The following is a 25,666-nucleotide window of genomic DNA, read 5'->3' on the forward strand; positions in this document are numbered from 1 at the left end:
GTCCTTGGCCTGGGGAAAGGCAGAACTTTGCACCAATACGAGACGACAAAAAGTCGGATGCTGCGCACAGCATCCGTAGGATTTATCCCAAGAGAGGCCCGACTAGGGCTTCAGAATCAGATGTCTACTTCTGACACCCATCATCCTGCTGCTGCAACAAATTAGCCTGCGTCAGATTGCATCCGGCCGGCACGCTGCGGGTTAGCCAGACGTTGCCGCCGATGGTCGAGCCTTTGCCGATGGTGATGCGGCCGAGGATGGTCGCGCCAGCGTAGATCACTACGTCGCCCTCGACGATAGGGTGGCGTGCGTGGCCTTTTTGCAGTTGGCCGTCTTCGTCGGCCGGGAAGCGTTTCGCGCCGAGGGTCACGGCTTGATAGATGCGCACGCGCTCGCCAATGATCGCGGTTTCGCCGATGACCACGCCTGTACCGTGATCGATAAAGAAGCTGCGGCCGATCTGTGCGCCGGGGTGGATGTCGATGCCGGTGGCCGAGTGCGCGATTTCCGAGCTGATCCGCGCCAGCAGCGGCAAGCCCGCCCTATAAAGATGGTGGGCAATCCGGTGATGAATGACCGCAAGAATCCCTGGATAGCACAGCAGCACTTCGTCCACGCTGCGCGCTGCCGGGTCGCCGTGATAGGCGGCCAGCACGTCGGTGTCGAGCAGTGCGCGCATTGCGGGCAAGGCGCTGGCGAAACCCTGGATCAATTCCACTGCCCGCTCGTTCAGATTGCCGACTTCTTCGCCGCGTTGGTGGGCGACGTAGCGCAGCTCCAGGCGGGTCTGGGCCAGCAACGCGTTCAAAGCGACATCAAGGGTGTGCCCGACGTAGAAATCTTCGCTTTCCTCCCGCAGGTCAACCGGTCCCAGGCGCATGGGGAATAGTGCCCCGCACAACGCTTCAAGGATGTCGCGCATCGCCGCTCGCGAAGGCAGCTCGCGTCCACCGTGCTCGCCGCTGACGCGACCGTTGCTGGCGCGCCAGTCATTACGGGCCTGACGCAACTGGCTGACGATTTGCTGCAACTGCCAGTGGCTGGAACGGCCCTCGGCAGAGGCCTCTGGAATATCGCTCACGCTGACTTCTCCTGATTCGGATGCGGTTTTTTGTACGTTCGCCGCAGGTGCGGTCACTCTACGGCAAAGATTTAGCGTAAAAAAATAACTATTTTTGTAGGCCTCCTACTCTTGAAGCATAAGACCTAACGAGTTGCCCTGTAGGAAACGTCTGCCTATAGTCCAGCGACTCTCTACACGGCTTGACTATCACCATGATCAAAACACAGCTCGCTCGTTTCAATCGTCTGGATCTGATCGCCGCGCCCACTGCCCTGGAAAAACTGGAGCGGCTTTCGGTCTGGGCCGGTCGCGACATCTATATCAAGCGCGATGACACCACGACCCTGGCCATGGGCGGCAACAAGGTGCGCAAGCTTGAATACCTTGCCGCCGATGCGCTGGCGCAGGGTGCCGATACGTTGATTACAGCCGGCGCGATCCAGTCCAACCATGTGCGTCAGACGGCGGCCCTCGCCGCGCGGCTGGGTCTGGGCTGCGTGGCGTTGCTGGAAAACCCTATCGGCACTGACGACGTCAATTACCTGCACAACGGCAACCGGCTGCTGCTGGACCTGTTTGATGCCAAGGTCGAGCTGGTGGAAAACCTGGACAACGCCGATGAGCTGCTGCAAGCCCTCGCGGCTCGTCTCCAGTCCAGCGGCAAGAAGCCGTATCTCGTCCCCATCGGCGGCTCCAGTGCCGTAGGCGCGCTGGGTTATGTGCGTGCAGGCCTGGAGTTGGCTGAGCAGATCAAGCAGACCGGGCTGGATTTCGCCGCCGTGGTGCTCGCTTCCGGCAGCGCCGGTACTCACAGCGGCCTGGCGTTGGCGCTGGCTGAAGTGCTGCCCAATCTGCCGGTGGTTGGCGTGACGGTATCGCGTACCGACGAGGCGCAGCGGCCCAAGGTGCAGGGTCTTGCCGAGCGTACCGCCGAACTGCTGGGCGTACCGTTGCCAGGCGCGTTCAAAGTCGAACTGTGGGACGAATATTTCGCGCCGCGCTATGGCGAACCGAACGCCGGAACCCTGTCGGCGATCAAATTGATGGCCAGTCACGAAGGGATTTTGCTTGATCCGGTGTACACCGGCAAAGCGATGTCGGGCTTGCTTGATGGTATTGGCCGCCAGCGTTTTGAGGACGGCCCGCTGATCTTTCTGCACACCGGCGGCGCGCCTGCCTTGTTTGCTTACCCGGGCGTTTTTTCCGGACAGGATGACTGATCTGACCTCATATGCAAAAAACATATATGAAATGTGATTTTGATTATTTTGCATTATAAGAAGAGGCTTTTATGATCGCCGCCAGCAGCGATGCTGGCGCATCGAGCGTCTTGAAAAAGCTGGATAAACTTTTGGTGCCAACGTAGCTTTCGTCGGGTCCGATTCTTGCCTGACATCAACAACAAAATATGGGGCTAGTCATGATTACTTCCGCAATCCGTCGTACGTTTCTGCTTTCAACCCTGAGCCTGGTGCTCGGCTCAGGCCTGATCGGCCAAGCCGTGGCCGGTGATCAGCTGCAGAAAATCAAAGACAGCGGCACCATCAACGTGGGTCTGGAAGGCACTTACCCGCCGTTCAGCTTCGTCGACGAAAGCGGCAAGCTGGCCGGCTTCGAAGTCGAGTTTTCCGAAGCATTGGCCAAGGAACTGGGCGTAAAGGCCAAACTGCAGCAAACACCATGGGCCGGCATCCTCGCGGCACTGGAATCCAAACGTCTGGATGTGGTGATCAACCAGGTCACTATTTCCGAAGAACGCAAAAAGAAGTATGACTTCTCCACGCCTTACACCATCTCCGGTATCCAGGCGTTGGTACAGAAGAAGGACGCCGACAAGTTTAAAGTCGCAGCCGACCTGAAAGGCGCGAAAGTGGGCGTTGGCCTGGGCACCAATTACGAGCAGTGGCTGAAGGAAAATGTACCGGGCGCTATCGTCAAAACCTACGACGATGATCCGACCAAATATCAGGACCTGCGTGTAGGCCGTATCGACGCCATTCTGGTCGACCGCCTGGCGGCTCTGGAACTGGTCAGCAAAACCAAAGACAGCCTGGCTGTTTCCGGTGAACCGTTCTCCCGTCAGGAAGCTGGCATCGCCCTGCGCAAAGGCGAGCCTGAGCTGCTGGATGCCATCAACACGGCCATCGACAAGCTGCGCGCTGACGGCACCCTCAAAAAACTGTCGGACAAGTACTTCAACGCTGACGTGACCAAATGATCGAAGAGAGCCTAAAGCTCGCGCTGGACTCCGCGCCCTTTCTGATCAAGGGCGCGTACTACACGGTATTCCTCAGCCTCGGCGGCATGTTTTTCGGCTTGCTGCTGGGGTTCGGCCTGGCGCTGATGCGCCTGTCGCGACTGATGGTGCTGCGCGGTATTGCCCGGGTCTACGTGTCGTTCTTTCGCGGCACACCGCTACTGGTTCAGCTGTTCGTGATCTATTACGGCTTGCCGCAATTGGGCATTGAACTGGACCCGTTGCCTGCCGCGCTGATCGGCTTTTCGTTGAACATGGGCGCATACGCGTGCGAAATCCTGCGGGCGGCTATCGGATCGGTGGATCGCGGTCAGTGGGAAGCTGCCGCGAGTATGGGCATGACCCGCGGACAGGCGATGCGCCGGGCGATCCTGCCACAGGCCGCACGCACGGCCTTGCCGCCGTTGGGCAACAGCTTTATCTCGCTGGTCAAGGACACGGCGCTGGCGGCAACCATCCAGGTGCCGGAGCTGTTCCGCCAGGCGCAGCTGATTACCGCCAGGACCTTCGAAATCTTCACCATGTATCTGGCCGCGGCTCTCATTTACTGGATTCTTGCCACCATGCTCTCGCACCTGCAAAACCGTCTCGAAGCGCGGGTCAACCGGCATGACCTGGAGTCTTGACCATGATCGTGGTTGAAAAACTGACCAAGGAATTCAAGGGCCAGCAGGTGCTCGAGGGCATTGATCTGCGCGTCGAAGCCGGGGAGGTGGTGGCGATCATCGGGCCCAGCGGCTCGGGCAAAACCACCCTGCTGCGCTGTCTGAATTTTCTCGAAGAACCCACCAGCGGCAAGATCATCGTCGGCGATATCGCCATTGATGGCGATCGACCCTTGAGCCAGCAACAAGGCCTGATTCGTCAACTGCGTCAGCATGTGGGCTTTGTGTTCCAGAACTTCAATCTGTTTCCGCACCGCACCGCCCTGGAAAACGTCATTGAAGGCCCTGTGGTGGTCAAGAAGATCGCGCGGGAACTGGCAATGGAACAAGGCCGCAAGCTGCTCGCCAAGGTCGGCCTCGCGGGTAAGGAAAATGCCTATCCACGGCGTTTGTCAGGTGGTCAGCAGCAGCGGGTGGCTATCGCGCGGGCGCTGGCGATGGAGCCGGAAGTGATTCTTTTCGATGAGCCCACCTCGGCTCTGGACCCGGAACTGGTGGGCGAAGTGCTTGCGACGATTCGGGCGTTGGCCGAGGAAAAACGCACCATGGTCATCGTCACGCACGAGATGAGTTTTGCTCGGGACGTGGCCAATCGGGTGATCTTTATCGACAAGGGAGTGATCGTCGAGCAAGGGGAGGCCAAGGAATTGTTTGCCAACCCCCGCGAAGAACGGACCCGGCAATTTCTGGAGCGAAGTCGCTCCTGATCCTACATCGCCCAGTAAAAAATCAGCGCCATTCGGCGCTGTTTTTCTGTGACTTACATTTGTACAACAATTGACCTATCTAAACCGCTGCTAGATTGACCAGGTATTCATCTGTGGACTCATCAGTTTTGTCGCGACAAACTTATCCAGTCATTACAGTGGTAATAACGCGTCATAAGTTGCCATATCGTCCAATTCGTCAGGACCGCATGTCCAACGCTCAGTAACCTTTCATCCGCATGATTATTCATATAGTTAAGTGGGACGAGTCCTATCTTCACGGTCATAACATTGTGATGTCGGTGTAGGAAATGTCTGATTCCACGTATCGCCGATACTTTAGCCCCGTTGCATATTGACAGGCGCGCGCAAACCCCATTAGCTCGAAAATAAAGGTTTATTCAAAATCCCGAGCTTATTACAAGCGCCAATTCCATACCGATTGTAATGTTTGCCACAACTCTGATCTCTAAGGTACTTATCCCGCGCCGTATTTCGGTGAACTAACCAACATTCGTCATTACCGAAACCAACGGACTCATCATCAGTTAACAAATAACCATGAGTACTCAGCCATGCCTCACGCACCCTGCAAAACCAGCATTCCCAAGCTGTTCGCGCCCTATCTGCCCCAGGCTCACAACCACGGCGTCGGTATTCGTGCCGCCGCTCACCTGTTAGTCAATATCGACCCTTATCCCACGATGGATGAAGGAGATTTGATTGAGTTGTTCTGGGATGGCTGTTACGTCGCGTCAAAACTTTTAAGTAAGTCTGACATCGGCTACACAGTAGTCCTACGCGTGCCGGAAAGTTTCCTACAAACAGGGACGATCAAAACCTGCTATCGCGTTATGAAAGTGGGTGGAGCGCCGGTGACTTCCCCCAGCCGCAAACTCCGGGTGAAACTCGATGTGCCCGGCGGGCAGCTACTGACGCTCAGCGATGAAGAAAACCAGGGCCTGGCCCCCGTTTCGTTGCCAGAGGCGGTGATCCGTTATGGGTTGATTGCCCGGTACGTGAAAACCGGCATGCCCCTGGCCATCGAGCCCTATCTCAACATGGCGCCCAGCGATGAAATCACCCTGCGTTGGGGCGATATGCGCATGGACCTGCCGCCCTTGAAAGCCGAGAACGTCGGCAAAGCTGTCAGCCTCATCGTACCGCCCACGCTGATCCTGGACGCCGGGCAAGAACAGAAACTGGACGTGACTTACTGCATTATTGATCGAGTGGGCAACAATTCGCGCTGGGCCCCCGCCCGTGAAATTAACATCATCCGCCAAAGTAACTGCTGTCAGTGAATGGTCGCGTATCGCTGAAAAACACCACTGATACGCGCGGGCTGTTATCCCGGCCTGCCGTATTGGTGGTGCTGGCGGCTATACAACGTGACTTGGCTCACAGTGAGCTATGCGCCGGGAGTTTTCCTACACCGAACTAAATATCGGCCTACAGGCTTTTTCAAACCTGATCGGCACCCGCTGCTAGCCTTCTGAAAGCAGTTCGTCACTGTAAGAGGGTTATGCTCATGGCAGGTAATAAAGTAGTGAAGATATGCATTTTGTTAATGGTCTTCGGCTCGTGTCTGACCTATGCGCAACACGTCTGAAAATCCGCGGTTTTTCACCTTCTATGCTTATTCCAAAATACTCGTTTATTAAATATTTATACGCCTTTACGGTATATAGACCGGACCACCGGACATCGTGATTTATCTTGCCGCCACAGGTGGCGTCTGACGCGAGGTTCGTATGGTCATTTCCCGCCCCATCCACAGGCAGAACAGCAAACGAGTACGCAGCGCCCGAGGCCGGGAAAATGTCTGAGCTGGCTGCCCGTGCCTTGCGCACTTCACCGGCGGCACTTCAGTCGGACCGCGCCCCGCCTGTACTTGCCGCCGTGATTCTGCAAAACGACGCCCAGGCTATCGAAGCTGCCCATCAGTTGGCTGACCGGGCTCGTGTGCAGGCATCTCAACGCGATGCCGAGCGACAGTTGCCCTGGTCGGAAATCGAACAGTTCACCCAAAGTGGCCTGGGCAGCATTTCTATTCCGCGCGCTTACGGCGGGCCGCAGGTTTCATTCGCCACTATCGCCGAGGTGTTCAGGATTATTTCTGCTGCCGACCCGGCGCTGGGGCAGATTCCGCAGAACCAGTTCGGGATCATTCATCTATTGCAGAACAGTGCCACTGAGGCGCAGCAAGCAGTCTTGTTCAAAAGCGTGCTGGACGGCCGGCGCATCGGCAACGCCGGACCGGAACGCGGTACGAAAAATACCCTTGAGTTGAAAGCTCGCATCACCGCCCACGGCGGAAAGTTCGTCATAACCGGTCAGAAGTTTTACTCCACTGGCGCGCTATTCGCCCATTGGGTTGCGGTCAAAGCGCTCAACGAGCAAGGCCAGCAAATCATGGCTTTTGTCCCGCGCGGCATTGCCGGCTTGCAGATCGTCGATGACTGGTCAGGCTTCGGTCAGCGCACCACTGCAAGCGGCACGGTGCTGCTGGATGAAGTGCAGATTGATGGCGCATTGGTTGTCGATAACTGGCGTCTGTCCCTGACGCCGAATATTCAGGGCGCGGTTTCGCAGCTGATTCAGGCCGCGATCGACGCCGGCATTGCTCGCGCTGCCATCGATGACACCATCGACTTTGTCAGAAAACGCTCGCGGCCCTGGATCGACGCCCATGTCGAACGGGCCAGCGACGACCCCTATGTCATCGCTGACATCGGCAAGCTCAAACTTGAATTGCACGCTGCCGAAGCCTTGCTGCGCGAGTCGGCCAAGGTACTCGACGAAGTCAACGCCAAGCCCATCGATGAATTTTCAGCGGCCCGCGCCTCGATTGCGGTGGCGCGAGCCAAGGTGCTGACCACGGAAATCTCGTTGCTGGCCAGCGAAAAGCTGTTCGAACTGGCCGGCAGCCGCGCCACCCTGGCCGAGTTCAACCTGGACCGGCACTGGCGCAATGCCCGCGTTCACACGCTCCACGATCCGGTGCGCTGGAAATACCACGCCATTGGCACATGGCACCTCAACGGCACGCTGCCTGCCCGCCATTCGTGGATTTGAACCAGACCACTGGAGAACATCGTTATGAGTTTTAACTCTGCGCCACGTGAGCGCGCTGTCATCATCGACAGCGATCACGAAGCGTTGCGCGTCGCCCATGAGCTGGCCGCGCATTTCAAGCGCGACAGTGCCGTACGTGACCGTGAACGTCGGCTGCCCCATGCCGAACTGGAGTTGTTCAGCCGCTCCGGGCTTTGGGGAATCAGCGTACCCAAGGCATTTGGCGGTGCGGGTGTGTCGAATGTCACGCTGGCCAAGGTCATTCGCCTGATCAGCGAAGCCGACGGGTCGTTGGGGCAGATCCCGCAGAACCATTTCTACGCGCTGGAAGTATTGCGTGTGAACGGCAATCCCGAGCAGCAAAAGCGTTTGTACGCCGAAGCGCTGGCAGGTTTCAGGTTCGGCAACGCACTGGCGGAACTGGGCACCAAAACCGCCCATGACCGCACCACGCGCCTGACTCGCGACGGTGATGGCTATCGGATTAACGGCCGCAAGTTTTACTCCACCGGCGCACTGTACGCACAGCGGATTCCGACCTCGGTGGTCGACGAAAATGGCGTGCAACAATTGGCGTTCGTACCCGCTGAAAGTCAGGGTCTTACAGTTATTGACGACTGGAGCGGCTTTGGCCAGCGCACCACGGGCAGCGGCTCGGTGGTGTTTGAAGCGGTTTTCGTCAACGCTCGCGATGTGATCCCGTTCCAGAGCGCCTTCGAGCGCCCCACCACAGTCGGCCCGCTGGCGCAGATTCTTCATGCCGCCATCGACACCGGCATCGCCCGCGCCGCTTTTGAAGACGCGCTGCATTTCGTGCGCACTCGCACCCGGCCGTGGATCGATTCGGGCATCGAGAAAGCTGTGGATGACCCGCTGACCCTGCACAGTTTCGGCAAGTTGGGCATTCGTTTGTATGCCGCTGAAGCGTTGCTGGATCGTGCCGGGGAATTTCTGGATATCGCCCAGGCCGACAGCAGCGCCGCAAACGTCGCCGCCGCGTCCATTGCGGTCGCTGAAGCCCGAGCCATCAGCACCGAGATTTCCCTCGCCGCAGGCAGCACGTTGTTCGAGCTGGCCGGCAGTCAGGCGACGTTGGCCGAACATGGCCTGGATCGTCACTGGCGCAATGCGCGGGTGCATACCTTGCACGACCCGGTGCGCTGGAAGTATCACGCCATCGGCAATTACTACCTCAACGATGAGAACCCACCGCTGCGGGGGACCATTTGATGGCGAAGAAAAAAATCCTGCTCAATGCGTTCAACATGAACTGCATCGGTCATATCAATCACGGGCTGTGGACCCATCCGCGCGACAACTCGACCCAGTACAAAACCCTCGAATACTGGACCGAGCTGGCGAAACTGCTGGAGCGCGGTCTGTTCGATGGCTTGTTCATCGCCGACATTGTTGGCGTGTATGACGTCTACCAGCACTCGGTGGACGTGCCGCTCAAGGAGTCGATCCAGCTGCCGGTTAACGACCCGCTGCTGTTGGTTTCCGCCATGGCGGCGGTCACGAAAAACCTCGGCTTCGGCTTGACCGCGAATCTGACCTACGAAGCGCCGTATCTATTCGCACGACGCATGTCGACGCTGGACCACCTCAGTCGTGGTCGAGTGGGTTGGAACATCGTTACCGGTTACCTCGACAGCGCCGCCCGGGCCATGGGTTTGAACGAGCAGATCGAACATGATCGCCGTTACGATCAGGCCGACGAATACCTGCAGGTGTTGTACAAGCTCTGGGAAGGCAGCTGGGAGGACGACGCCGTACTCAATGATCCGCAACAGCGGATCTACGCGCAGCCGGACAAAGTCCACAAGGTGCGGCACAAGGGCGAGTTCTATCAGGTCGAGGGTTATCACCTGTGTGAGCCGTCGCCCCAGCGCACGCCGGTTTTGTTTCAGGCAGGCAGTTCCGAGCGTGGTTTGCAGTTTGCCGGCAGTCACGCCGAATGCGTGTTCATCAGCGGCCAGAACAAGCCGTCGACCCGCGAGCAAGTGGACAAAGTCCGCGCCAGCGCCGTGGCCGCCGGGCGTAATCCGGACGACATCAAGGTGTTCATGGGTATCAACGTGATCGTCGGCGCGACCGAAGCCGAGGCGCGGGCCAAGCATGCCGAATACCGCGAGTTCGCCAGCGCCGAAGCGGGCGTGGCGCATTTTGCGGCGTCCACCGGCATCGACTTTTCCGAATACGAACTGGACGAGCCGATCCAGTACGTGAAAAGCAACGCCATTCAGTCAGCCACGAAAAACCTGAAAAACAACGACTGGACCCGGCAAAAGCTGCTCGATCAACACGCGCTGGGCGGGCGCTACATCACGCTGATCGGCTCGCCCGAGCAAGTGGCCGATGAGCTGGAATCCTGGATCGCGGAAACCGGCCTGGACGGCTTCAATCTGACCCGCATTGTCACCCCGGAAAGCTACGCGGATTTCATCGATCTGGTGATCCCGGAGCTGCAACGCCGTGGCTCGTACAAAACCGCTTACGACAACGGCAGCTTGCGGGAAAAGTTATTTCCCGAAGGCGGCGCGCGCTTGCCGGAGCGGCATGTGGGGGCGAGTTATCGACGCTGAAGAATGCTCCCGTAGGACCGGCTTTAGCCGGGAGGAGGTTGGTACATCCAATGAGTTTGTATCGTTCACAAGGCCGATCTCCCGGCTGAAGCCGGTCCTACAACCCGACGTTCACAACATAAAACCTAACCTTGCAGCGCACCGGAATTTCACCATGAACAAACTGATCGCTACCCTGGCCTTGAGCCTGTTGACACTTACCGCCCATGCCGCCGACCAACCTTTGAAAGTCGGCACCACGGCAGCCTTCGCCATCCCGCTGGAAGCAGCTGTCGAGGAGGCGGGCAAGCAAGGCCTGAAGGTTGAACTGGTGGAATTCACCGACTGGATCGCGCCCAACGTCAGCCTGGCGGCGGGTGATATCGACGTGAATTACTTCCAGCACATCCCGTTCCTGACCAACGCCAACGAAGCCGCCGGTTTCAATCTGGTGCCTTACGCGCCGGGGATCATCAACAACGTCGGCCTGTACTCGAAAAAGTACAAAAGCTTCGATGAGCTGCCAACCGGCGCCACCGTGGCGATTGCCAACGACCCGATCAACAGCGGGCGCGGCCTGCAATTGCTGGCCAAAGCCGGTTTGATCACCCTTAAGCCGGGCACAGGTTTCAAGGCCACCGAAGACGACATCACCGCCAACCCGAAAAAGCTCAAGCTGATTCAGGTCGAGGCCGTGCAACTGGTGCGCGCTTACGAAGATGCCGATCTGGTGCAGGGTTATCCGGCCTACATTCGCCTGGCGAAAACCTTCGATGCGTCTTCGGCGATTCTGTTCGACGGCCTCGATCACCCCGAATACGTGATTCAGTTCGTGATCAAACCCGATCACAAGAACGACCCGCGCCTGGCCAAGTTCATCGATATCTATCAGCACTCGCCGGTGGTTCGCGCGGCGCTGGACAAGGTCAACGGCAAGCTCTACCAAGCTGGCTGGGAAGGCTGATATGAATGCCACTGTGCAACGCCAACTGCCACTCGAAGCCACGGGCGCAGAGCATTCGGCACATCACGCCGAGCTGCACGCCGACCTGAATCGCGCTCACGTGCGCTTCATCAATCTGGGCAAGACCTATCAAGGCCAGCAAGGTCCGGTCGATGCTTTGCAGAACATCGACCTGGCGATTCAGCGCGGCGAAATCTTTGGCATCATCGGTCGCAGCGGCGCGGGCAAATCGTCGCTGATCCGCACCATCAATCGCCTTGAGCAACCCAGCAGCGGCCGGGTGCTCATCGATCAGACCGACATCGGCGAGTTCAATGAAGACAAGCTGGTGGAGCTGCGGCGGCGGATCGGCATGATCTTCCAGCACTTCAACCTGATGTCGGCCAAGACCGTGTGGCAGAACGTCGAGTTGCCGTTGAAAGTCGCGGGCGTGCCCAAGGAACAGCGCCAGCGCAAAGTCACCGAACTGCTGGAACTGGTGGGCCTGCAAGACAAGCACAAGGCCTACCCGGCGCAGCTGTCCGGCGGCCAGAAACAGCGGGTCGGCATTGCCCGCGCGCTGGTGCATGATCCGGCGATTCTGCTCTGTGACGAAGCCACCTCGGCGCTGGACCCGGAAACCACCCAGTCGATTCTCGGCCTGCTGCGCGAGATCAATCAGCGACTCGGCCTGACGATCATCCTCATCACCCACGAAATGGCAGTGATTCGCGATATCTGCGACCGCGTTGTGGTGCTCGAACAAGGCCGCGTCGTCGAGCAAGGCCCGGTCTGGCAAGTGTTCGGCGAGCCGCGTCACGAAGTCAGCAAAACCTTGCTCGCGCCGCTGCAACACGGCGTACCCGAAGACCTGCAATCGCGCATCGCCGCGCAGCCGCAGCACGTCGGCGCCGCCGTGGTGCTCGATCTGCACTTCACCGGCGAGACCGGCGTTGAACCGGATCTGGCCGCGCTGTTCGGCGCGTTGGGCGGGCGCGTGAGCCTGTTGCAAGGCGGCGTCGAACGTATTCAAGGGCGCGCACTGGGGCATCTGCTGCTGTCGATTGCCGACTCGCCGCATTCGCGCGACGAATTGTTGATCAGGGCGCGTAAACAGGCGCAACACGCGGAGGTCGTCGGCTATGTGGTTTGACCGTTTGTTACAAGGCACTATCGACACCTTCCTGATGGTGGGCGTGTCATCGCTCATCGCGTTGCTGCTGGGCATCCCGCTGGCGGTGATTCTGGTCACCAGCTCCAAAGGCGGTATCTACCAGGCGCCGGGATTGAATCGCGTCCTGGGCGGTTTCGTGAACCTGTTTCGCTCGATTCCCTTTCTGATTCTGATGGTGGCGCTGATTCCCTTTACCCGGCTGATCGTCGGCACGACGTACGGCGTCTGGGCGGCGGTGGTGCCGCTGACCATCGCCGCCACGCCGTTCTTCGCCCGCATCGCCGAGGTCAGCCTGCGCGAAGTCGATCACGGTTTGATCGAAGCCGCCCAGGCCATGGGCTGCCGACGCTGGCACATTGTCTGGCACGTGCTGTTGCCTGAGGCGCTGCCGGGCATCGTCGGCGGCTTCACTATCACGCTGGTGACGATGATCAACTCTTCAGCGATGGCCGGCGCAATTGGCGCGGGCGGCCTGGGCGACATTGCTTATCGCTACGGCTATCAGCGCTTCGACAGCCAGGTGATGCTGACCGTGATTGTGCTGCTGGTGGTGTTGGTGGCGGTGATCCAGCTGGGCGGTGATCGGCTGGCGCGGGGTTTGAACAAACGCTGAGTGGGTTATATTCACGGCATCAAATGCCTGGAACGACCCGCCATGAAACTCGCACCGCAGGATCTCGCGCAAATCACCGAGACCACCGTTGGCCACTACAACCAGGTGGCCGACGCGTTCCGCGAAGGCACCCGCGACCACGACGTCAGCCAGAACATCGCCGCGCTGTTGCGGCATATAGAAAGTCAGGCGCCGTGGCAGATTCTCGATTTCGGCTGCGGGCCAGGCCGCGACTTGAAGACCTTTACCGCCATGGGCCACATCGCCGTCGGTTTGGACGGCTCGGAGCGCTTCGCCGAAATGGCCCGCGCCGAAACCGGTTGCGAAGTCTGGCAGCAGAGCTTTCTCGAACTGAATCTTCCCGCAGAACGCTTCGACGGCATCTTCGCCAACGCCGCGTTGTTCCACGTCCCCAAGCAGGAACTGCCACGGGTGCTGCAACAGCTGCACGCCACCCTGAAACCCGGCGGCGTCCTCTTCAGCTCCAATCCCCGTGGCGAAAATAGCGAAGGCTGGAACGGCCCGCGCTATGGCTCCTATCACGATCTTGAAGCCTGGCGCGCACTGCTGACCGAGGCCGGATTCAAAGAGTTGGAATATTACTACAGACCCCAAGGCCTGCCGCTGGAGCAGCAGCCGTGGCTGGCGAGTGTTTGGCGGCGGGGATGAAGACGACAATGTCAGGGTTGTTTTGTAGTAAGTCAGCGGCGTACACTTGGCGTCATGATTTTTATCGAAACCCCTATATTTACCAGGCGCGCCAAAGAGATGCTGGACGACGCGTCCTTGACCAGCCTCCAGAATATTCTGGCGCTTAATCCTTCGTCAGGAGACATGATTGAAGGCACGGGTGGGATTCGAAAAATCCGGGTAGCTGCAAAAGGACATGGCAAACGAGGCGGCGCCAGAGTCATTTATTACCACTTCGTCTCAGCCTCTCAGATCGCCTTGTTGATGATCTACCCTAAAAATGAACAGCAAGACCTGACAGCCGACGAACGCAAGGCGTTAAAAGCTGTGGTCGAGCACTGGAGATAACGATGAGCAAGCTCTTCGAAGAACTGATGGAAAGCGTCCACCAGATGGACGAGATTGTTCGCGGTGAACGCCAGCCCTCACGCGAGTTCACAGTCGACGCCATGCAGATCAAGGCGATACGTAAAGCCACAGGGCTTTCGCAGGCTAAATTCGCCGCAATCATTGACGTGCAATTGGGCACGCTCCGCAATTGGGAACAGGGTCGTCGCGAACCTACCGGCCCCGCTAAAGCCCTGCTCAAAGCCATACACAATGACCCGGTTCATGTCCTGAACGCATTGGCAGATTGAAGCTGCCCAACTCCATTCATACCCGTATCTTCAGGCAATAAAAAACCGCCCCGAAGGGCGGTTTCTATTCAGCCAATCCGAATCTTACAACTTCGGACCCGCTGCCTTGATTGCGTCGCTCACTTCAAACTTCTTGAAGTTTTCGATGAACAGGCCGGCAAGTGCCTTGGCCGATTCGTCGTAGGCAGCCTTGTCAGCCCAGGTGTTGCGCGGGTTGAGCAGGTTGGTTTCAACGCCCGGTACGGCCAGCGGCACGTCGAGGTTGATGGTGTCCAGGTGTTCAGTGGCTGCGCCGATCAGCGCGCCGCTCTGGATGGCTGCGATCACGCCACGAGTGGTCGGGATGTTGAAGCGTTTGCCGACGCCGTAGCCGCCGCCGGTCCAGCCAGTGTTGACCAGGTAAACCTTGGAGCCGAAGCCGCGGATGCGCTTGATCAGCAGCTCGGCGTATTCGCCAGCCGGACGCGGGAAGAATGGCGCGCCGAAGCAGGTGGAGAAGGTCGACTTGATGCCGCTGCCCGAACCCATTTCAGTGGAGCCCACCAGCGCGGTGTAACCCGACAGGAAGTGGTAAGCCGCTTGTTCTTCGCTGAGGATCGACACTGGCGGCAGAACGCCGGTCAGGTCGCACGTCAGGAAGATCACAGCGTTAGGCTCGCCGCCGAGGTTCAGCGGAGCGCGTTTTTCGATCAGTTCACGCGGGTAAGCGGCGCGGCTGTTCTGGGTCAGGCTGTCGTCGGCATAGTCGGCTTTCTTGGTGACCGGGTCCAGGACCACGTTTTCCAGGACCGCGCCGTGCTGGATGGCTTTCCAGATGACAGGCTCGTTCTTCTCGGAGAGGTCGATGCACTTGGCATAGCAACCGCCTTCGATGTTGAACACCACGCCAACGCCCCAGCCATGTTCGTCGTCGCCGATCAGGTAACGGCTTTCGTCAGCCGACAGGGTGGTTTTGCCGGTGCCGGACAGACCGAAGAACAACGTCACGTCGCCCTCTTCGCCCATGTTTGCCGCGCAGTGCATTGGCAGCACGTCGACCGCTGGCAGCAGGAAGTTCTGTACCGAGAACAGCGCTTTCTTCATTTCACCGGCGTAACGCATGCCGGCGATCAGCACTTTCTTGGCGGCGAAGTTGATGATCACGGTGCCGTCGGAATTGGTGCCGTCACGCTCTGGCTCGCAGACGAACCAAGGGGCGTTCTGGATCTGCCACTCGTCCTTGCCGCCAGCGTTGTACTGTTCAGGGTTGATGAACAGGCAGCGGCCGAACAGGTTGTGCCAGGCAGTTTCAGTGGTCATCTTGACCGGCAGGTAGTGCGCCGGATCAGAGCCTACATGAACGTGGGAAACGAAGCTTTCGCGCTCGCCCAGGTAGGCGGCAACGCGGTCCCACAAAGCGTCGAACTTGTCCGCCGGAAACTTGCGGTTGATAGGGCCCCAGGCGATAGCGTCCTGGGTGCTCGGCTCTTCAACAATGAAACGATCAACCGGCGAGCGGCCAGTACGATGGCCTGTTTTCACAACCAGAGCGCCAGTATCGGAAAGTTCGCCTTCGCCGCGGGCAAGAGCTTCCTTGACCAGTTCGTCGATGCTCAGATCGGTGTACACAGCGTTATTGGTTTGCGTCATGAGGGTCCCCGTCGGCCAGTGGCCGAGTGCTCCAAACGGTTTTGTAGTAAAAAAACAACCACTACTACAGCGGAAAAGTGGGCCGGATTATGCCAGAAAAGCCTAAAAAAAGTAGGGTCCTCCTGTCAGAAGAACGACACCATGGCTCCAGGCGTGTCACAACGTGGTTACGTGCCTGTTTAATGACGCGTATCAGAGGGCGAATCCACACCGCCGCCCGCGAACAACTGCGCAATGTCGGTCGCATCGAACAAATAGCGCTCGTTGCAGAACTGACAATCGATCTCCACCGCGCCGTTGTGCTCGATAACCAACTGCTGCGCATCTTCCAGCCCGAGACTGACCAGCGCGTTGGCCGAGCGCTCTCGCGAACAGCTGCAACGGAAGCAGATCGGTTGCATCTCGAACATCCGCACCGGGTCCTGGTGAAACAGGCGATGCAGCACGGTTTCGTTGTCCAGGCTGATCAACTCTTCGGCCGTCAAGGTGCTGGCCAGCGTGGTGACGTGCTCCCAACTGGCGTTACGCTCTTCCGGCTCGGTCATGCGTGCGGCGGGCAACTGCTGCAACAACAGGCCGCGGGCGCGATGGCCGTCGGCGCGTAGCCAGAAACGCGTGCCAAGCTGCTCCGACATCACGAAATAGCTGGAAAGACTGTCAGCCAGGTCCACGCCGTCCAGGGCCACGATGCCTTGATAGCGCTTGCCCTGGCGGGGATCGACCGTCAGGGTCAGCGAGCCGTCGGGCATCAGGTCCTGCAGGCCTGCGCCAGGCGCGATCAGCGACTCATCGTAGCGCGCGATGCCACGCAGCTCGCGCTCGTTGGAGCATTCGACCATCAACAGCGGCACGGCACCGCTGGAACGCGCCTGAAGAATCAGCAGACCTTCAAATTTCAATGTTCCTACCAGCAACGCGGCAGCGGCCAGCAACTCGCCGAGCAACTGCGCGACGGGCTCCGGGTATGGATGCTTGGCGAGAACTTCAGCATAGCTGCGTTCCAGCGCAACGAGCTCGCCGCGCACGTCGGTCTCTTCGAAGATGAAGCGCTGGGTGTAGTCGATATCCGGTAAATCATGCATAGGGAAAGAGGTATCTGAAGGATGACAGAATGATGGCAAGCGTCTATGAGGCGCCAAAGCGCTGTTTCGCATGTGAGTAGTGCGACTTGCCATGTCGGATAAGAGGCATTTTATGGGCTATCTTGCGCGCTTCCAAGTCATGCGTTTGAGTGTTGTGCGTGGCTGCCAGGTAATCTGTTGGGGCAGAGCTTGCCCGCGAAGAACCCTGACGCGGTGAGTCTGGCTCACCGAGGCGTCTGATTCGCGGGCGAGCTTCGCTCCAGCAGGGACTCAATCGTCATTACTTGAACCACGGAACTGAAACAGCTGCCGACGCTGCTTCTTGCTGGGCTTGCCATCGGTGCTCATGCCCAGGTTGCCTGCCTTGCGTTGTGCGGCGGCATTTTCCCGTTTGGCGACGCTTTCCGGCGTTTCGCTGTACAGGGTCTGCGCTTCCGGCGCGCCGCGCCGCACGGTCGAAAGCGCCTGCACCACCACCGTTCGCTCCTCAAAACCGATGCGCACCAGAATCTCGTCGCCGATGTGCGGTTCCTTGCCGGGCTTGCAACGCTCGCCCCGACAATGCACCTTGCCACTCTCGATAGCGGCTTTGGCAAGGGCACGGGTTTTGAAGAATCGCGCTGCCCACAACCATTTATCCAGACGAACTTTGTCGTCTTCTTCTGACTTTTGTGCCATATGAATTCCTCAACTAAGCCGTAGTCAGAACTGTACTACGTCAGGCGTCATCCGCCAGTAACAGGATTACTGGCGTGAAAACCCGTTTCTTCCGAATAGCCTTTTTCTCATGGAGCGCGATATGACTGAATTTCCTTCGTCATTGACCTCACCTAAAGTCGGCTGCGACGGCTGCAAAAACAGTCCGGAACTCGACTTTTCATTTGCATTCGCTTACCAGCCCATCGTGGATTTGCGCGACCAGTCGGTTTTTGCTCATGAGGCATTGGTGCGAGGCATCAATGGTGAAGGCGCGATGTCGGTGCTCAGTCAGGTGACCGACCAGAATCGCTATCGCTTCGATCAGCTGTGTCGCACGCACGCCATCGCTGGCGCCGCTGCGCTGGGCATGAACGAACGGCTGTCGATCAATTTTCTGCCCAACGCGGTCTATCGCCCGGAGCTGTGCATCCGCAGTACGCTGGAATCCGCCCGAGCCCATAACTTCCCGCTGGACCGTCTGATTTTCGAGACCATCGAAGCCGAACACCTCGATAACAATCGCCATTTGACCAATATTCTGCGTGAATACCGCGAATTCGGTTTCATGACGGCGATTGACGATTTTGGTGCCGGCTATTCAGGCCTGGGACTGCTGGCGGATTTTCAGCCCGACCTGATAAAACTCGACATGCATTTAATTCGAGATATTCACCGCGATCGCGTCCGTCAGGCTATCGTTCGTGGGGTTGTCACAATGTGTACGGAGTTGGGCGTTACAGTCATCGCCGAAGGCATCGAGTGTGCCGAAGAGCGTGACTTCCTCGCCGACTGCGGGATTTTTCTGATGCAAGGCTTCTGGTTCGCCAAACCTGCATTCAAAGCATTGGCCCAGGTTGATCCTGGTGTCTGGCAGACAGCGTAAGAAGTACGGAATCCCTTTTGAAAACATTTGATCACCTGACAGTTATCGGCCTGCGCGAGTGGGTGGCGCTGCCCGATTTGGGGGTAGCTGGCCTGCGGGCGAAAATCGATACCGGCGCGAGCACCTCAAGCCTGCACGCCACGGAAATCGAACCTTTCGAGCGCGAGGGCGAAAAATGGGTTCGCTTCAATGCTCACTTGGGAACGGTCGTTCAGTTGCGCCATCGCCGCTGCGAAGCGTTGCTGGTGGCGATGAAAACCATTAAAAGCTCCAACGGCCATGCGCAGGTCCGCTACGTCATTCGCACCACCCTGGCTTTGGGTGATCGCGTCTGGCCGGTGGAATTCACGCTGGCTTGCCGCAAAGCAATGCGCTATCGCTTGCTGCTCGGCTCCAACGCTTTGATCGACGGCCAGCTGGTCGTCAATCCCGGCATTACTTATGTTCAGGACAAGCCGGTTTTTCCGGCCTCGACTACCTCTGCCACAGGTGCTGCATGAAGATCGCTGTGCTGTCGCGTAACCCGCGTCTGTATTCAACCCGTCGTCTGGTCGAAGCTGGTATTGAACGCGGCCATGAGATGGTGGTGATCGACACCCTGCGCGCCTATATGAACATCGCCAGCCACAAGCCGCAGATTCACTATCGCGGCAAACCGCTGGAGGGTTTTGATGCGGTAATCCCGCGCATCGGGGCTTCGGTGACGTTTTATGGCTGCGCGGTGTTGCGCCAGTTCGAAATGATGGGTGTGTTCCCGCTCAACGAGTCGGTGGCCATCGCCCGCTCGCGGGACAAGCTGCGTTCCCTGCAATTGCTGTCCCGGCGCGGGATCGGTCTGCCGGTCACCGGTTTTGCTCACTCCCCGGATGATATTCCCGACCTGATCCAGATGGTCAACGGCGCGCCGCTGGTGATCAAAGTGCTGGAAGGCACCCAGGGGATCGGCGTCGTGCTCTGCGAGACGGCCACTGCTGCCGAGTCGGTGATCGAGGCGTTCATGGGCCTCAAGCAGGACATCATGGTGCAGGAATACATCAAGGAAGCGGGCGGCGCGGATATTCGCTGCTTCGTGGTCGGCGACAAGGTCATCGCCTCGATGAAGCGTCAGGCCAAACCGGGCGAGTTTCGCTCCAATCTGCACCGTGGCGGCAGCGCCAGTCTGATCAAGATCACCCCGGAAGAGCGCATGACCGCCATTCGCGCCGCCAAGGTCATGGGCCTGAGCGTCGCGGGCGTCGACATCCTGCGCTCCAATCACGGGCCGCTGGTGATGGAAGTCAATTCGTCACCGGGTCTGGAAGGCATCGAAGTCACCACCAGCAAGGACGTCGCCGGGATGATCATCGAATACCTGGAGAAAAACAGCGGCCCGCATATGACGCGGACTAAAGGGAAAGGCTGAACCGTAGGACCGGCTTTAGCCGGGAGGAATTCATTCATGCCGATGCAACTGCATCGGATGTCCTGGATTTATATGCTCCCGGCTGAAGCCGGTCCTACAGTCGGTGTCAAACAGCATCCCTGGGCAACATCAATCCCAGCGGCAAGCGCACGCGCGCCTCCAGCCCGCCACCTGAGCGATTACGCAGTTCCACATTGCCGCCATGCATGGCTGCGATGCGCTTGACGATGGCCAGGCCCAGGCCGGTGCCTTTGCCGCTGCGGGCACGATCGCCACGGATGAACGGATTGAAGATCACTTCCAGCTCCGAAGGATCGATACCCGTCCCGCGATCCAGCACGCTCAGCACCACGTAAGGCGCATTGGCATCGCCTGACACGTAAGCCGCCACTTCGATGCCGTTGCCCGCATGATGCATGGCATTGCCGATCAGGTTGTTCAGCAGGCGTTTCATCGACACCCGACGCAACGGGAACGGCGGGATGGGTTCCAGGCACAGGCGAATCTGTTCTTCCGAGAGTTCCGGGTTGTTGTAGGGCGCAACCACTTCACGCACCAGGTCACTCAGGTCGACTTCTTCAATCTCTTCGTCACGGCCATCGCGGATAAACGCCAGGAATTGATCAAGGATGGCGTCCATGTCTTCGATGTCGCGCACCATGCCTTCGGTGAGTTCGTTTTCATCCGTCATCAATTCCAGCGACAGCCGCAGGCGGGTCAGCGGCGTGCGCAGGTCATGGGAAACCCCGGCCAGCATCAGTTCCCGCTCCTGACCCGCCTGTTCGACGTCCTCGGCCATCTGATTGAAGGCCCGGTACACTTCGGTCATCTCGCTGGGCGTATCGCTCACCGGCAGGCGCACACTGCGGCCTTGGCCGAGTTGGCGGGCGGCGAAGACCAGGCGTTTGAGTGGCTGATTGAGTTGCCGGACGAAAATCCACGCGGACGCCGTGGACAGCAATCCGATGGCCAGGAACCAGCCCAGCACGCTCCAGATTTTCTGTCCGCGCAGTGGATGCGGGTACAGCGGCACTTTCAGCCAGCCGTCACCCAGACTCGGCGCACGCACCCACAGGGCGGGCGGTGCATGGACACGCAAACGGACTTCAGTGTCAGCCCCCAGCTCGGCCTGCATCTGGCGCTGATAGATTTCGCTGTACGGCCAGTGCTGCTCGCCTTCCGGTACGCCGCCGCCCACCACACGGATCAGGCCTGCGGCGTCGGCAATGGCTTCGCGGTCGTCTTCGTTGGCCGCCCAATAAGCACGCAAGGTCAACGCCACGCCGTGGCTGTATTGCCGATCGACCAGCACGTCCTCGTTCATCAGCAGGTAAACCAGGGTCAACGCCTTGGAAAACAGCACGACGATGAGCACCAGCCAGAGGGTGCGGGAGAAAAAACTTTGCGGAAACCAGAGCGGGGTTTTCATAACTGCAGCTATACACTTTGCAGGGCGAGCCAGGCTCGCAGGGTTTGCGAATCGCGAATGGTGTCAAACGCAGAAACGCGAAAACCAAAACGTCGATAACCCCTTCAAGGGTTATCGACGTGACTGGCAACGGCTTCGAGTGGCTGACGCAAGCCGATTATCGATTACCGGCGCCATCTGGAACGAATACATAACCAACACCCCAAACCGTCTGGATGTAGCGTGGCTTGGACGGGTCCGGCTCGATCAGGCGGCGCAGACGGGAAATCTGCACGTCAATCGAACGCTCCAGAGCATCCCACTCCCGGCCACGGGCCAGATTCATCAGCTTGTCGCGGGTCAATGGTTCGCGGGCATGCATCACCAGTGCCTTGAGCACGGCAAACTCACCGGTGGTCAGCATATGCACTTCTTCGCCACGCTTGAGTTCGCGGGTGGCCAGCGACAGCTCGTAATCGCCGAAGCTGACCGACTCGTCTTCACTGCCCGGCGCACCTGGGACCGGCGCAGCCTGACGACGCAGGACAGCCTTGACGCGGGCCATCAGCTCATCGGGGTTGAAAGGCTTGGCGAGGTAATCGTCAGCGCCCAGTTCCAGACCTTTGATACGGCTCAGCTCATCGCCCTTGGCGGTCAGCATGATGATCGGAACCTGATTGTTGGCGGCGCGCAGACGACGGCAGGCTGACAGGCCGTCTTCACCAGGCAGCATCAAGTCCAGAACCACAAGGTTGAACACCTCGCGCGCCAGCAGGCGATCCATTTGTTCGACGTTGGCCACGGCTCGGGCGCGATAGCCCTTGCTGGTGAAAAAACGTTCCAACAGGCTGCTCAATCCCGGATCGTCATCAACGATCAGGATTTTTTCGCCTTCAGCAGTTTGTGCAGTGCTGCTCATAGATGCTCCTTTGATCTCGGCGCGCATTATGGCGTAGCTGCTGTGATGCGCACCGTGTGCATTGTTAGCAGATTTTACCGGGGGCGCCACTGGCGGCTGTTTTCCAGCGCAAATAGAGCGGTTTGATCGGCTAATCCCCTAATCGGGCAACGCTGGGTATAATGCGCCGCCCTTGAAGTCAGGCAACGCCTGAACATGGCAGTTCGACAGTATTTTGTAAAAGTCGGCAAGCAAGGCTGTTTTTAACGCTGCATCACGCGCGAAGCCCGCAGCCACTTTATATGCTCACAAACTCCAGGTGGTCTTATGGACAGCATCAACAGTCGCATCGCCGAAGAACTCGGTGTCCGCCCGCAACAGGTCGCAGCGGCCGTAGCGCTACTGGATGAAGGCTCGACAGTGCCCTTCATTTCCCGCTACCGCAAGGAAGTGACCGGCAGCCTCGATGACACGCAATTGCGTCATCTTGAAGAGCGCCTGCGCTACCTGCGTGAACTCGACGAACGGCGCATCAGTATCCTTGCCAGCATCGAAGAGCAAGGCAAGCTGACCCCTGAACTGGCCCGCGATATCAAACTCGCCGACACCAAGACCCGCCTCGAAGATTTGTACCTGCCTTACAAGCAAAAACGCCGCACCAAAGGCCAGATCGCCCTCGAAGCCGGCCTTGGCGAACTGGCTGACGGCCTGTTCAACGACCCGAGCCTGACGCCGGAGACCGAAGCTGCGCGCTTCGTGGACGCCGAAAAAGGTGTCGCCGATGTCAAAGCCGCGCTGGAAGGCGCCAAGTACATCCTCATGGAGCGCTTCGCCGAAGACGCGACCTTGCTCGACAAGCTGCGCAGTTTCCTCAAGCAGGAAGCGGTGATCAGCGCCCGTGTCGTGGCCGGCAAGGAAGAAGAAGGCGCCAAGTTCCGCGATTATTTCGAACACGATGAACCGCTCAAAAGCATGCCGTCGCACCGCGCGCTGGCGATTTTTCGCGGTCGCAACGAAGGTTTCCTCAGCTCGGCGATGAAGGTCGGCGAAGAACTGCCGGGCGCCATGCACCCTTGCGAAATGATGGTCAGCGAGCGTTTCGGCCTGCAAAACCAGAACCGTCCTGCCGACAAATGGCTGGGCGAAGTGGTGCGCTGGACCTGGAAGGTCAAGCTCTACAGCCATCTGGAAACCGACCTGTTCGGCGAACTGCGCGAAGGCGCGGAAACCGAAGCGATCAATGTCTTCGCTCACAACCTGCACGACCTGCTGCTCGCCGCTCCGGCCGGCCCGCGCGCTACTCTGGGGCTTGACCCGGGCCTGCGCACCGGTTGCAAGGTCGCGGTGGTCGATTCCACCGGCAAGATGCTGGACTACGCCACGGTTTACCCGCACGTGCCGAAGAACCAATGGGATCAGACCATCGCCGTGCTGGCCGCGCTGTGCGCCAAGCATTCGGTGGACCTGATCGCCATCGGCAACGGCACGGCCAGCCGTGAAACCGACAAGCTCGCCGCCGAACTGATCAAAAAATACCCAGGCCTGAAAATGACCAAGGTCATGGTCTCCGAAGCGGGCGCTTCGGTGTATTCGGCGTCGGAACTGGCCGCCAAGGAATTCCCGGATCTGGACGTATCGATCCGTGGCGCGGTGTCCATCGCCCGTCGCTTGCAGGATCCACTGGCTGAATTGGTGAAGATCGATCCAAAATCCATCGGTGTCGGCCAATATCAGCATGATGTTTCGCAGCTCAAGCTGGCCCGTGGCCTGGACGCCGTGGTCGAAGATTGCGTGAACGCCGTTGGCGTCGACGTGAATACCGCTTCGGTGGCCCTGCTGGCGCGGATTTCCGGTCTCAACACCACGCTGGCGCAGAATATCGTCGCGCACCGCGATGAGAACGGCGCGTTCAAGTCCCGTGCGGCGCTGAAGAAAGTCCCGCGTCTGGGCGAAAAAACCTTCGAACAAGCAGCCGGTTTCCTACGAGTGATGAACGGCGATAACCCGCTGGATTCGTCGGCGGTTCACCCGGAAGCCTATCCGCTGGTCAAGCGCATCGCTGCCGAGACTGACCGTGATATCCGCTCCCTGATTGGCGACGCCAGCTTCCTCAAGCGTCTGGACCCGAAGAAATACACCGACGAAACCTTCGGTCTGCCAACCGTGACCGACATCCTGCAAGAGCTGGAAAAGCCGGGCCGCGATCCACGTCCGGAGTTCAAGACCGCCGAGTTCCAGGAAGGCGTTGAAGATTTGAAGGACCTGCAATTGGGCATGATTCTCGAAGGCGTTGTGACCAACGTCACCAACTTTGGTGCGTTCGTCGATATCGGCGTGCATCAGGACGGTCTGGTGCATATTTCGGCGCTGTCCGAGAAATTCATCAAGGATCCGCGTGAAGCGGTGAAAGCGGGCGACGTGGTCAAGGTCAAGGTCATGGAAGTGGACATCCCGCGCAAACGCGTCGGATTGTCGATGCGCATGGGCGACACGCCGGGCGAGAAAATCGACGGCGCTCGCGGCGCACGGCCAGGCTCGGCCCCGCGTCAGCAGCAGAGCAGCGCGCCCCGCAAGGAAACCCAGGCAGCAGCCCCGGCCAATAACGCCATGGCTTCGCTGTTCGCCAACGCCAAACAACTGAAGAAGCGCTGATGGACATTCCTGAAGGCCTTACCGAGAGCGCGTATTTTCGCGCCATCGGCTGCCAGTTGCGGCGCCTTGACATCGGCGTTGCCGAAGTGGCGCTGCCGCTGGAGCCGCACCTGCGCAATCGCGGCAACGTGATGCACGGCGGCGCGATTTTCAGCCTGGTCGATATCGCCATGGGCCTGGCTTGCTCCAGTTCCCACGGCTTTGATCAGCGCAGCGCGACCATCGAATGCAAAATCAACTACGTGCGCGGGGTCGCCGACGGCGAAGTCCTGTGCATCGCCAAGGTGCTGCACGCGGGGCGTCGCACGCTGGTCGTCGAAGCCGAAGTGGTCCAGGGCGACAAACTGGTCGCAAAAGCACAAGGCACGTTCGCTGTGCTCTAGCTGTCACCCCCGGATTTGAGTTAATTTCGGCGTTGCGAAAGCGGCGCCGGAATTTTCCGGGTTCGCTGTGGCCAGAATGGGCAACGGGTAATGGCGTTTTCGAACCAGGCTCTGCATGAACAGGCTCTGTATGAAATAGTGACAGGGCGCAAAACCAGGCGACAACGCCAGTTCCCACCTCACCCTTGTACACCGGCATGTCCACCCCCATATTGGGGCGACTGACGCGTGAAGGAAT

Annotated in this window: 24 protein-coding genes and 1 pseudogene; 19 read left to right on the plus strand and 6 right to left on the minus strand. The window is 58.9% G+C overall.

Going from position 1 to position 25,666, the window contains the following annotated elements; genetic code table 11:
- Positions 1 to 124: 124 nt before the first annotated feature.
- Positions 125 to 1,081: a serine O-acetyltransferase EpsC gene (gene epsC, locus CFII64_RS22940; RefSeq protein WP_020293240.1), complete on the minus strand. Its 957-nt coding sequence runs from the start codon at positions 1,079 to 1,081 to the stop codon at positions 125 to 127.
- 194 nt (positions 1,082 to 1,275) lie between these two features.
- Here epsC and CFII64_RS22945 point away from each other — a divergent pair, with 194 nt between their 5' ends.
- From CFII64_RS22945 to CFII64_RS23010, 14 genes and pseudogenes are all read left to right on the plus strand, one after another.
- Positions 1,276 to 2,283, plus strand: coding sequence for a D-cysteine desulfhydrase (locus CFII64_RS22945; RefSeq protein WP_020293241.1), 1,008 nt, complete (start codon positions 1,276 to 1,278; stop codon positions 2,281 to 2,283).
- A 200-nt stretch (positions 2,284 to 2,483) separates the two neighbouring features.
- Positions 2,484 to 3,281, plus strand: coding sequence for a cystine ABC transporter substrate-binding protein (tcyJ, locus tag CFII64_RS22950; RefSeq protein WP_020293242.1), 798 nt, complete (start codon positions 2,484 to 2,486; stop codon positions 3,279 to 3,281).
- A complete protein-coding gene (tcyL, locus tag CFII64_RS22955) occupies positions 3,278 to 3,946 on the plus strand; it encodes a cystine ABC transporter permease (RefSeq protein ID WP_020293243.1) in 669 nt (222 codons plus the stop codon). Before tcyJ ends, tcyL begins: the two co-directional genes overlap by 4 nt.
- A gap of 2 nt (positions 3,947 to 3,948) precedes the next feature.
- The gene (gene tcyN / locus CFII64_RS22960; protein ID WP_020293244.1) at positions 3,949 to 4,692 is read left to right on the plus strand and encodes an L-cystine ABC transporter ATP-binding protein TcyN; all 744 of its coding nucleotides are present in this window, start codon (positions 3,949 to 3,951) and stop codon (positions 4,690 to 4,692) included.
- 575 nt (positions 4,693 to 5,267) lie between these two features.
- Positions 5,268 to 5,996: a hypothetical protein gene (locus CFII64_RS22965; protein ID WP_020293245.1), complete on the plus strand. Its 729-nt coding sequence runs from the start codon at positions 5,268 to 5,270 to the stop codon at positions 5,994 to 5,996.
- A gap of 517 nt (positions 5,997 to 6,513) precedes the next feature.
- Entirely contained in the window at positions 6,514 to 7,770 is a 1,257-nt protein-coding gene (locus tag CFII64_RS22970) for an SfnB family sulfur acquisition oxidoreductase (protein ID WP_020293246.1), read from the plus strand.
- A gap of 24 nt (positions 7,771 to 7,794) precedes the next feature.
- The gene (locus tag CFII64_RS22975; RefSeq protein ID WP_020293247.1) at positions 7,795 to 9,000 is read left to right on the plus strand and encodes an SfnB family sulfur acquisition oxidoreductase; all 1,206 of its coding nucleotides are present in this window, start codon (positions 7,795 to 7,797) and stop codon (positions 8,998 to 9,000) included.
- On the plus strand, positions 9,000 to 10,355 hold the full coding sequence (locus CFII64_RS22980; protein ID WP_020293248.1) for an LLM class flavin-dependent oxidoreductase: 1,356 nt from the start codon (positions 9,000 to 9,002) through the stop codon (positions 10,353 to 10,355). Before CFII64_RS22975 ends, CFII64_RS22980 begins: the two co-directional genes overlap by 1 nt.
- 205 nt (positions 10,356 to 10,560) lie before the next feature.
- A pseudogene (locus tag CFII64_RS22985) lies at positions 10,561 to 11,298 on the plus strand (MetQ/NlpA family ABC transporter substrate-binding protein); the annotation flags it as partial.
- Between the two features lies 1 nt (position 11,299).
- Entirely contained in the window at positions 11,300 to 12,430 is a 1,131-nt protein-coding gene (locus tag CFII64_RS22990) for a methionine ABC transporter ATP-binding protein (protein ID WP_020293250.1), read from the plus strand.
- A complete protein-coding gene (locus CFII64_RS22995) occupies positions 12,420 to 13,064 on the plus strand; it encodes a methionine ABC transporter permease (protein ID WP_020293251.1) in 645 nt (214 codons plus the stop codon). The genes CFII64_RS22990 and CFII64_RS22995 overlap by 11 nt, the downstream gene beginning before the upstream one ends.
- A 42-nt stretch (positions 13,065 to 13,106) precedes the next feature.
- Complete coding sequence (locus CFII64_RS23000) at positions 13,107 to 13,733, plus strand: bifunctional 2-polyprenyl-6-hydroxyphenol methylase/3-demethylubiquinol 3-O-methyltransferase UbiG (protein WP_020293252.1); 627 nt, start codon at positions 13,107 to 13,109, stop codon at positions 13,731 to 13,733.
- A 54-nt stretch (positions 13,734 to 13,787) separates the two neighbouring features.
- A complete protein-coding gene (locus CFII64_RS23005) occupies positions 13,788 to 14,102 on the plus strand; it encodes a type II toxin-antitoxin system RelE/ParE family toxin (protein WP_044901639.1) in 315 nt (104 codons plus the stop codon).
- A gap of 2 nt (positions 14,103 to 14,104) precedes the next feature.
- On the plus strand, positions 14,105 to 14,392 hold the full coding sequence (locus CFII64_RS23010) for a DNA-binding transcriptional regulator (RefSeq protein WP_020293254.1): 288 nt from the start codon (positions 14,105 to 14,107) through the stop codon (positions 14,390 to 14,392).
- An 84-nt stretch (positions 14,393 to 14,476) separates the two neighbouring features.
- Here CFII64_RS23010 and CFII64_RS23015 read toward each other — a convergent pair whose 3' ends face one another.
- The 3 genes from CFII64_RS23015 to CFII64_RS23025 form a co-directional block, all read right to left on the minus strand.
- A complete protein-coding gene (locus CFII64_RS23015; protein WP_020293255.1) occupies positions 14,477 to 16,021 on the minus strand; it encodes a phosphoenolpyruvate carboxykinase in 1,545 nt (514 codons plus the stop codon).
- A 179-nt stretch (positions 16,022 to 16,200) separates the two neighbouring features.
- Positions 16,201 to 17,103: an Hsp33 family molecular chaperone HslO gene (gene hslO / locus CFII64_RS23020; RefSeq protein ID WP_020293256.1), complete on the minus strand. Its 903-nt coding sequence runs from the start codon at positions 17,101 to 17,103 to the stop codon at positions 16,201 to 16,203.
- Between the two features lie 270 nt (positions 17,104 to 17,373).
- Positions 17,374 to 17,781, minus strand: coding sequence for an RNA-binding S4 domain-containing protein (locus CFII64_RS23025; protein ID WP_020293257.1), 408 nt, complete (start codon positions 17,779 to 17,781; stop codon positions 17,374 to 17,376).
- A gap of 121 nt (positions 17,782 to 17,902) precedes the next feature.
- Between CFII64_RS23025 and CFII64_RS23030 the strand changes: the two genes are divergently transcribed.
- The 3 genes from CFII64_RS23030 to rimK are packed head-to-tail and all read left to right on the plus strand — an operon-like array spanning position 17,903 to position 20,087.
- Complete coding sequence (locus tag CFII64_RS23030; protein WP_020293258.1) at positions 17,903 to 18,685, plus strand: EAL domain-containing protein; 783 nt, start codon at positions 17,903 to 17,905, stop codon at positions 18,683 to 18,685.
- 50 nt (positions 18,686 to 18,735) lie between these two features.
- The gene (locus CFII64_RS23035; protein ID WP_177325448.1) at positions 18,736 to 19,185 is read left to right on the plus strand and encodes an ATP-dependent zinc protease; all 450 of its coding nucleotides are present in this window, start codon (positions 18,736 to 18,738) and stop codon (positions 19,183 to 19,185) included.
- Entirely contained in the window at positions 19,182 to 20,087 is a 906-nt protein-coding gene (rimK, locus tag CFII64_RS23040; RefSeq protein WP_020293260.1) for a 30S ribosomal protein S6--L-glutamate ligase, read from the plus strand. Before CFII64_RS23035 ends, rimK begins: the two co-directional genes overlap by 4 nt.
- A 106-nt stretch (positions 20,088 to 20,193) precedes the next feature.
- Here the strand turns inward: rimK and CFII64_RS23045 are convergent, their stop codons facing one another.
- Positions 20,194 to 21,516, minus strand: coding sequence for an ATP-binding protein (locus tag CFII64_RS23045; RefSeq protein WP_020293261.1), 1,323 nt, complete (start codon positions 21,514 to 21,516; stop codon positions 20,194 to 20,196).
- Positions 21,517 to 21,673: 157 nt separating this feature from the next.
- Positions 21,674 to 22,414, minus strand: coding sequence for a two-component system response regulator OmpR (ompR, locus tag CFII64_RS23050; protein ID WP_020293262.1), 741 nt, complete (start codon positions 22,412 to 22,414; stop codon positions 21,674 to 21,676).
- Positions 22,415 to 22,720: 306 nt separating this feature from the next.
- Between ompR and CFII64_RS23055 the strand changes: the two genes are divergently transcribed.
- Entirely contained in the window at positions 22,721 to 25,045 is a 2,325-nt protein-coding gene (locus CFII64_RS23055) for a Tex family protein (protein ID WP_020293263.1), read from the plus strand.
- The gene (locus CFII64_RS23060; RefSeq protein ID WP_020293264.1) at positions 25,045 to 25,428 is read left to right on the plus strand and encodes a PaaI family thioesterase; all 384 of its coding nucleotides are present in this window, start codon (positions 25,045 to 25,047) and stop codon (positions 25,426 to 25,428) included. Before CFII64_RS23055 ends, CFII64_RS23060 begins: the two co-directional genes overlap by 1 nt.
- Positions 25,429 to 25,666: the final 238 nt, after the last annotated feature.

It is taken from the genome of Pseudomonas sp. CFII64 (genome assembly GCF_000416235.1).
In the GTDB taxonomy this organism is placed as follows: domain Bacteria; phylum Pseudomonadota; class Gammaproteobacteria; order Pseudomonadales; family Pseudomonadaceae; genus Aquipseudomonas.

Coding starts and splice junctions, on each gene's coding strand:
- CFII64_RS22945 (WP_020293241.1), top strand. CDS start 1,276: ATGATCAAAACACAGCTCGCTCGTTTCAATCGTCTGGATCTGATCGCC.
- tcyJ (WP_020293242.1), top strand. CDS start 2,484: ATGATTACTTCCGCAATCCGTCGTACGTTTCTGCTTTCAACCCTGAGC.
- tcyL (WP_020293243.1), top strand. CDS start 3,278: ATGATCGAAGAGAGCCTAAAGCTCGCGCTGGACTCCGCGCCCTTTCTG.
- tcyN (WP_020293244.1), top strand. CDS start 3,949: ATGATCGTGGTTGAAAAACTGACCAAGGAATTCAAGGGCCAGCAGGTG.
- CFII64_RS22965 (WP_020293245.1), top strand. CDS start 5,268: ATGCCTCACGCACCCTGCAAAACCAGCATTCCCAAGCTGTTCGCGCCC.
- CFII64_RS22970 (WP_020293246.1), top strand. CDS start 6,514: ATGTCTGAGCTGGCTGCCCGTGCCTTGCGCACTTCACCGGCGGCACTT.
- CFII64_RS22975 (WP_020293247.1), top strand. CDS start 7,795: ATGAGTTTTAACTCTGCGCCACGTGAGCGCGCTGTCATCATCGACAGC.
- CFII64_RS22980 (WP_020293248.1), top strand. CDS start 9,000: ATGGCGAAGAAAAAAATCCTGCTCAATGCGTTCAACATGAACTGCATC.
- CFII64_RS22990 (WP_020293250.1), top strand. CDS start 11,300: ATGAATGCCACTGTGCAACGCCAACTGCCACTCGAAGCCACGGGCGCA.
- CFII64_RS22995 (WP_020293251.1), top strand. CDS start 12,420: ATGTGGTTTGACCGTTTGTTACAAGGCACTATCGACACCTTCCTGATG.
- CFII64_RS23000 (WP_020293252.1), top strand. CDS start 13,107: ATGAAACTCGCACCGCAGGATCTCGCGCAAATCACCGAGACCACCGTT.
- CFII64_RS23005 (WP_044901639.1), top strand. CDS start 13,788: ATGATTTTTATCGAAACCCCTATATTTACCAGGCGCGCCAAAGAGATG.
- CFII64_RS23010 (WP_020293254.1), top strand. CDS start 14,105: ATGAGCAAGCTCTTCGAAGAACTGATGGAAAGCGTCCACCAGATGGAC.
- CFII64_RS23015 (WP_020293255.1), bottom strand. CDS start 16,021: ATGACGCAAACCAATAACGCTGTGTACACCGATCTGAGCATCGACGAA.
- hslO (WP_020293256.1), bottom strand. CDS start 17,103: ATGCATGATTTACCGGATATCGACTACACCCAGCGCTTCATCTTCGAA.
- CFII64_RS23025 (WP_020293257.1), bottom strand. CDS start 17,781: ATGGCACAAAAGTCAGAAGAAGACGACAAAGTTCGTCTGGATAAATGG.
- CFII64_RS23030 (WP_020293258.1), top strand. CDS start 17,903: ATGACTGAATTTCCTTCGTCATTGACCTCACCTAAAGTCGGCTGCGAC.
- rimK (WP_020293260.1), top strand. CDS start 19,182: ATGAAGATCGCTGTGCTGTCGCGTAACCCGCGTCTGTATTCAACCCGT.
- CFII64_RS23045 (WP_020293261.1), bottom strand. CDS start 21,516: ATGAAAACCCCGCTCTGGTTTCCGCAAAGTTTTTTCTCCCGCACCCTC.
- ompR (WP_020293262.1), bottom strand. CDS start 22,414: ATGAGCAGCACTGCACAAACTGCTGAAGGCGAAAAAATCCTGATCGTT.
- CFII64_RS23055 (WP_020293263.1), top strand. CDS start 22,721: ATGGACAGCATCAACAGTCGCATCGCCGAAGAACTCGGTGTCCGCCCG.
- CFII64_RS23060 (WP_020293264.1), top strand. CDS start 25,045: ATGGACATTCCTGAAGGCCTTACCGAGAGCGCGTATTTTCGCGCCATC.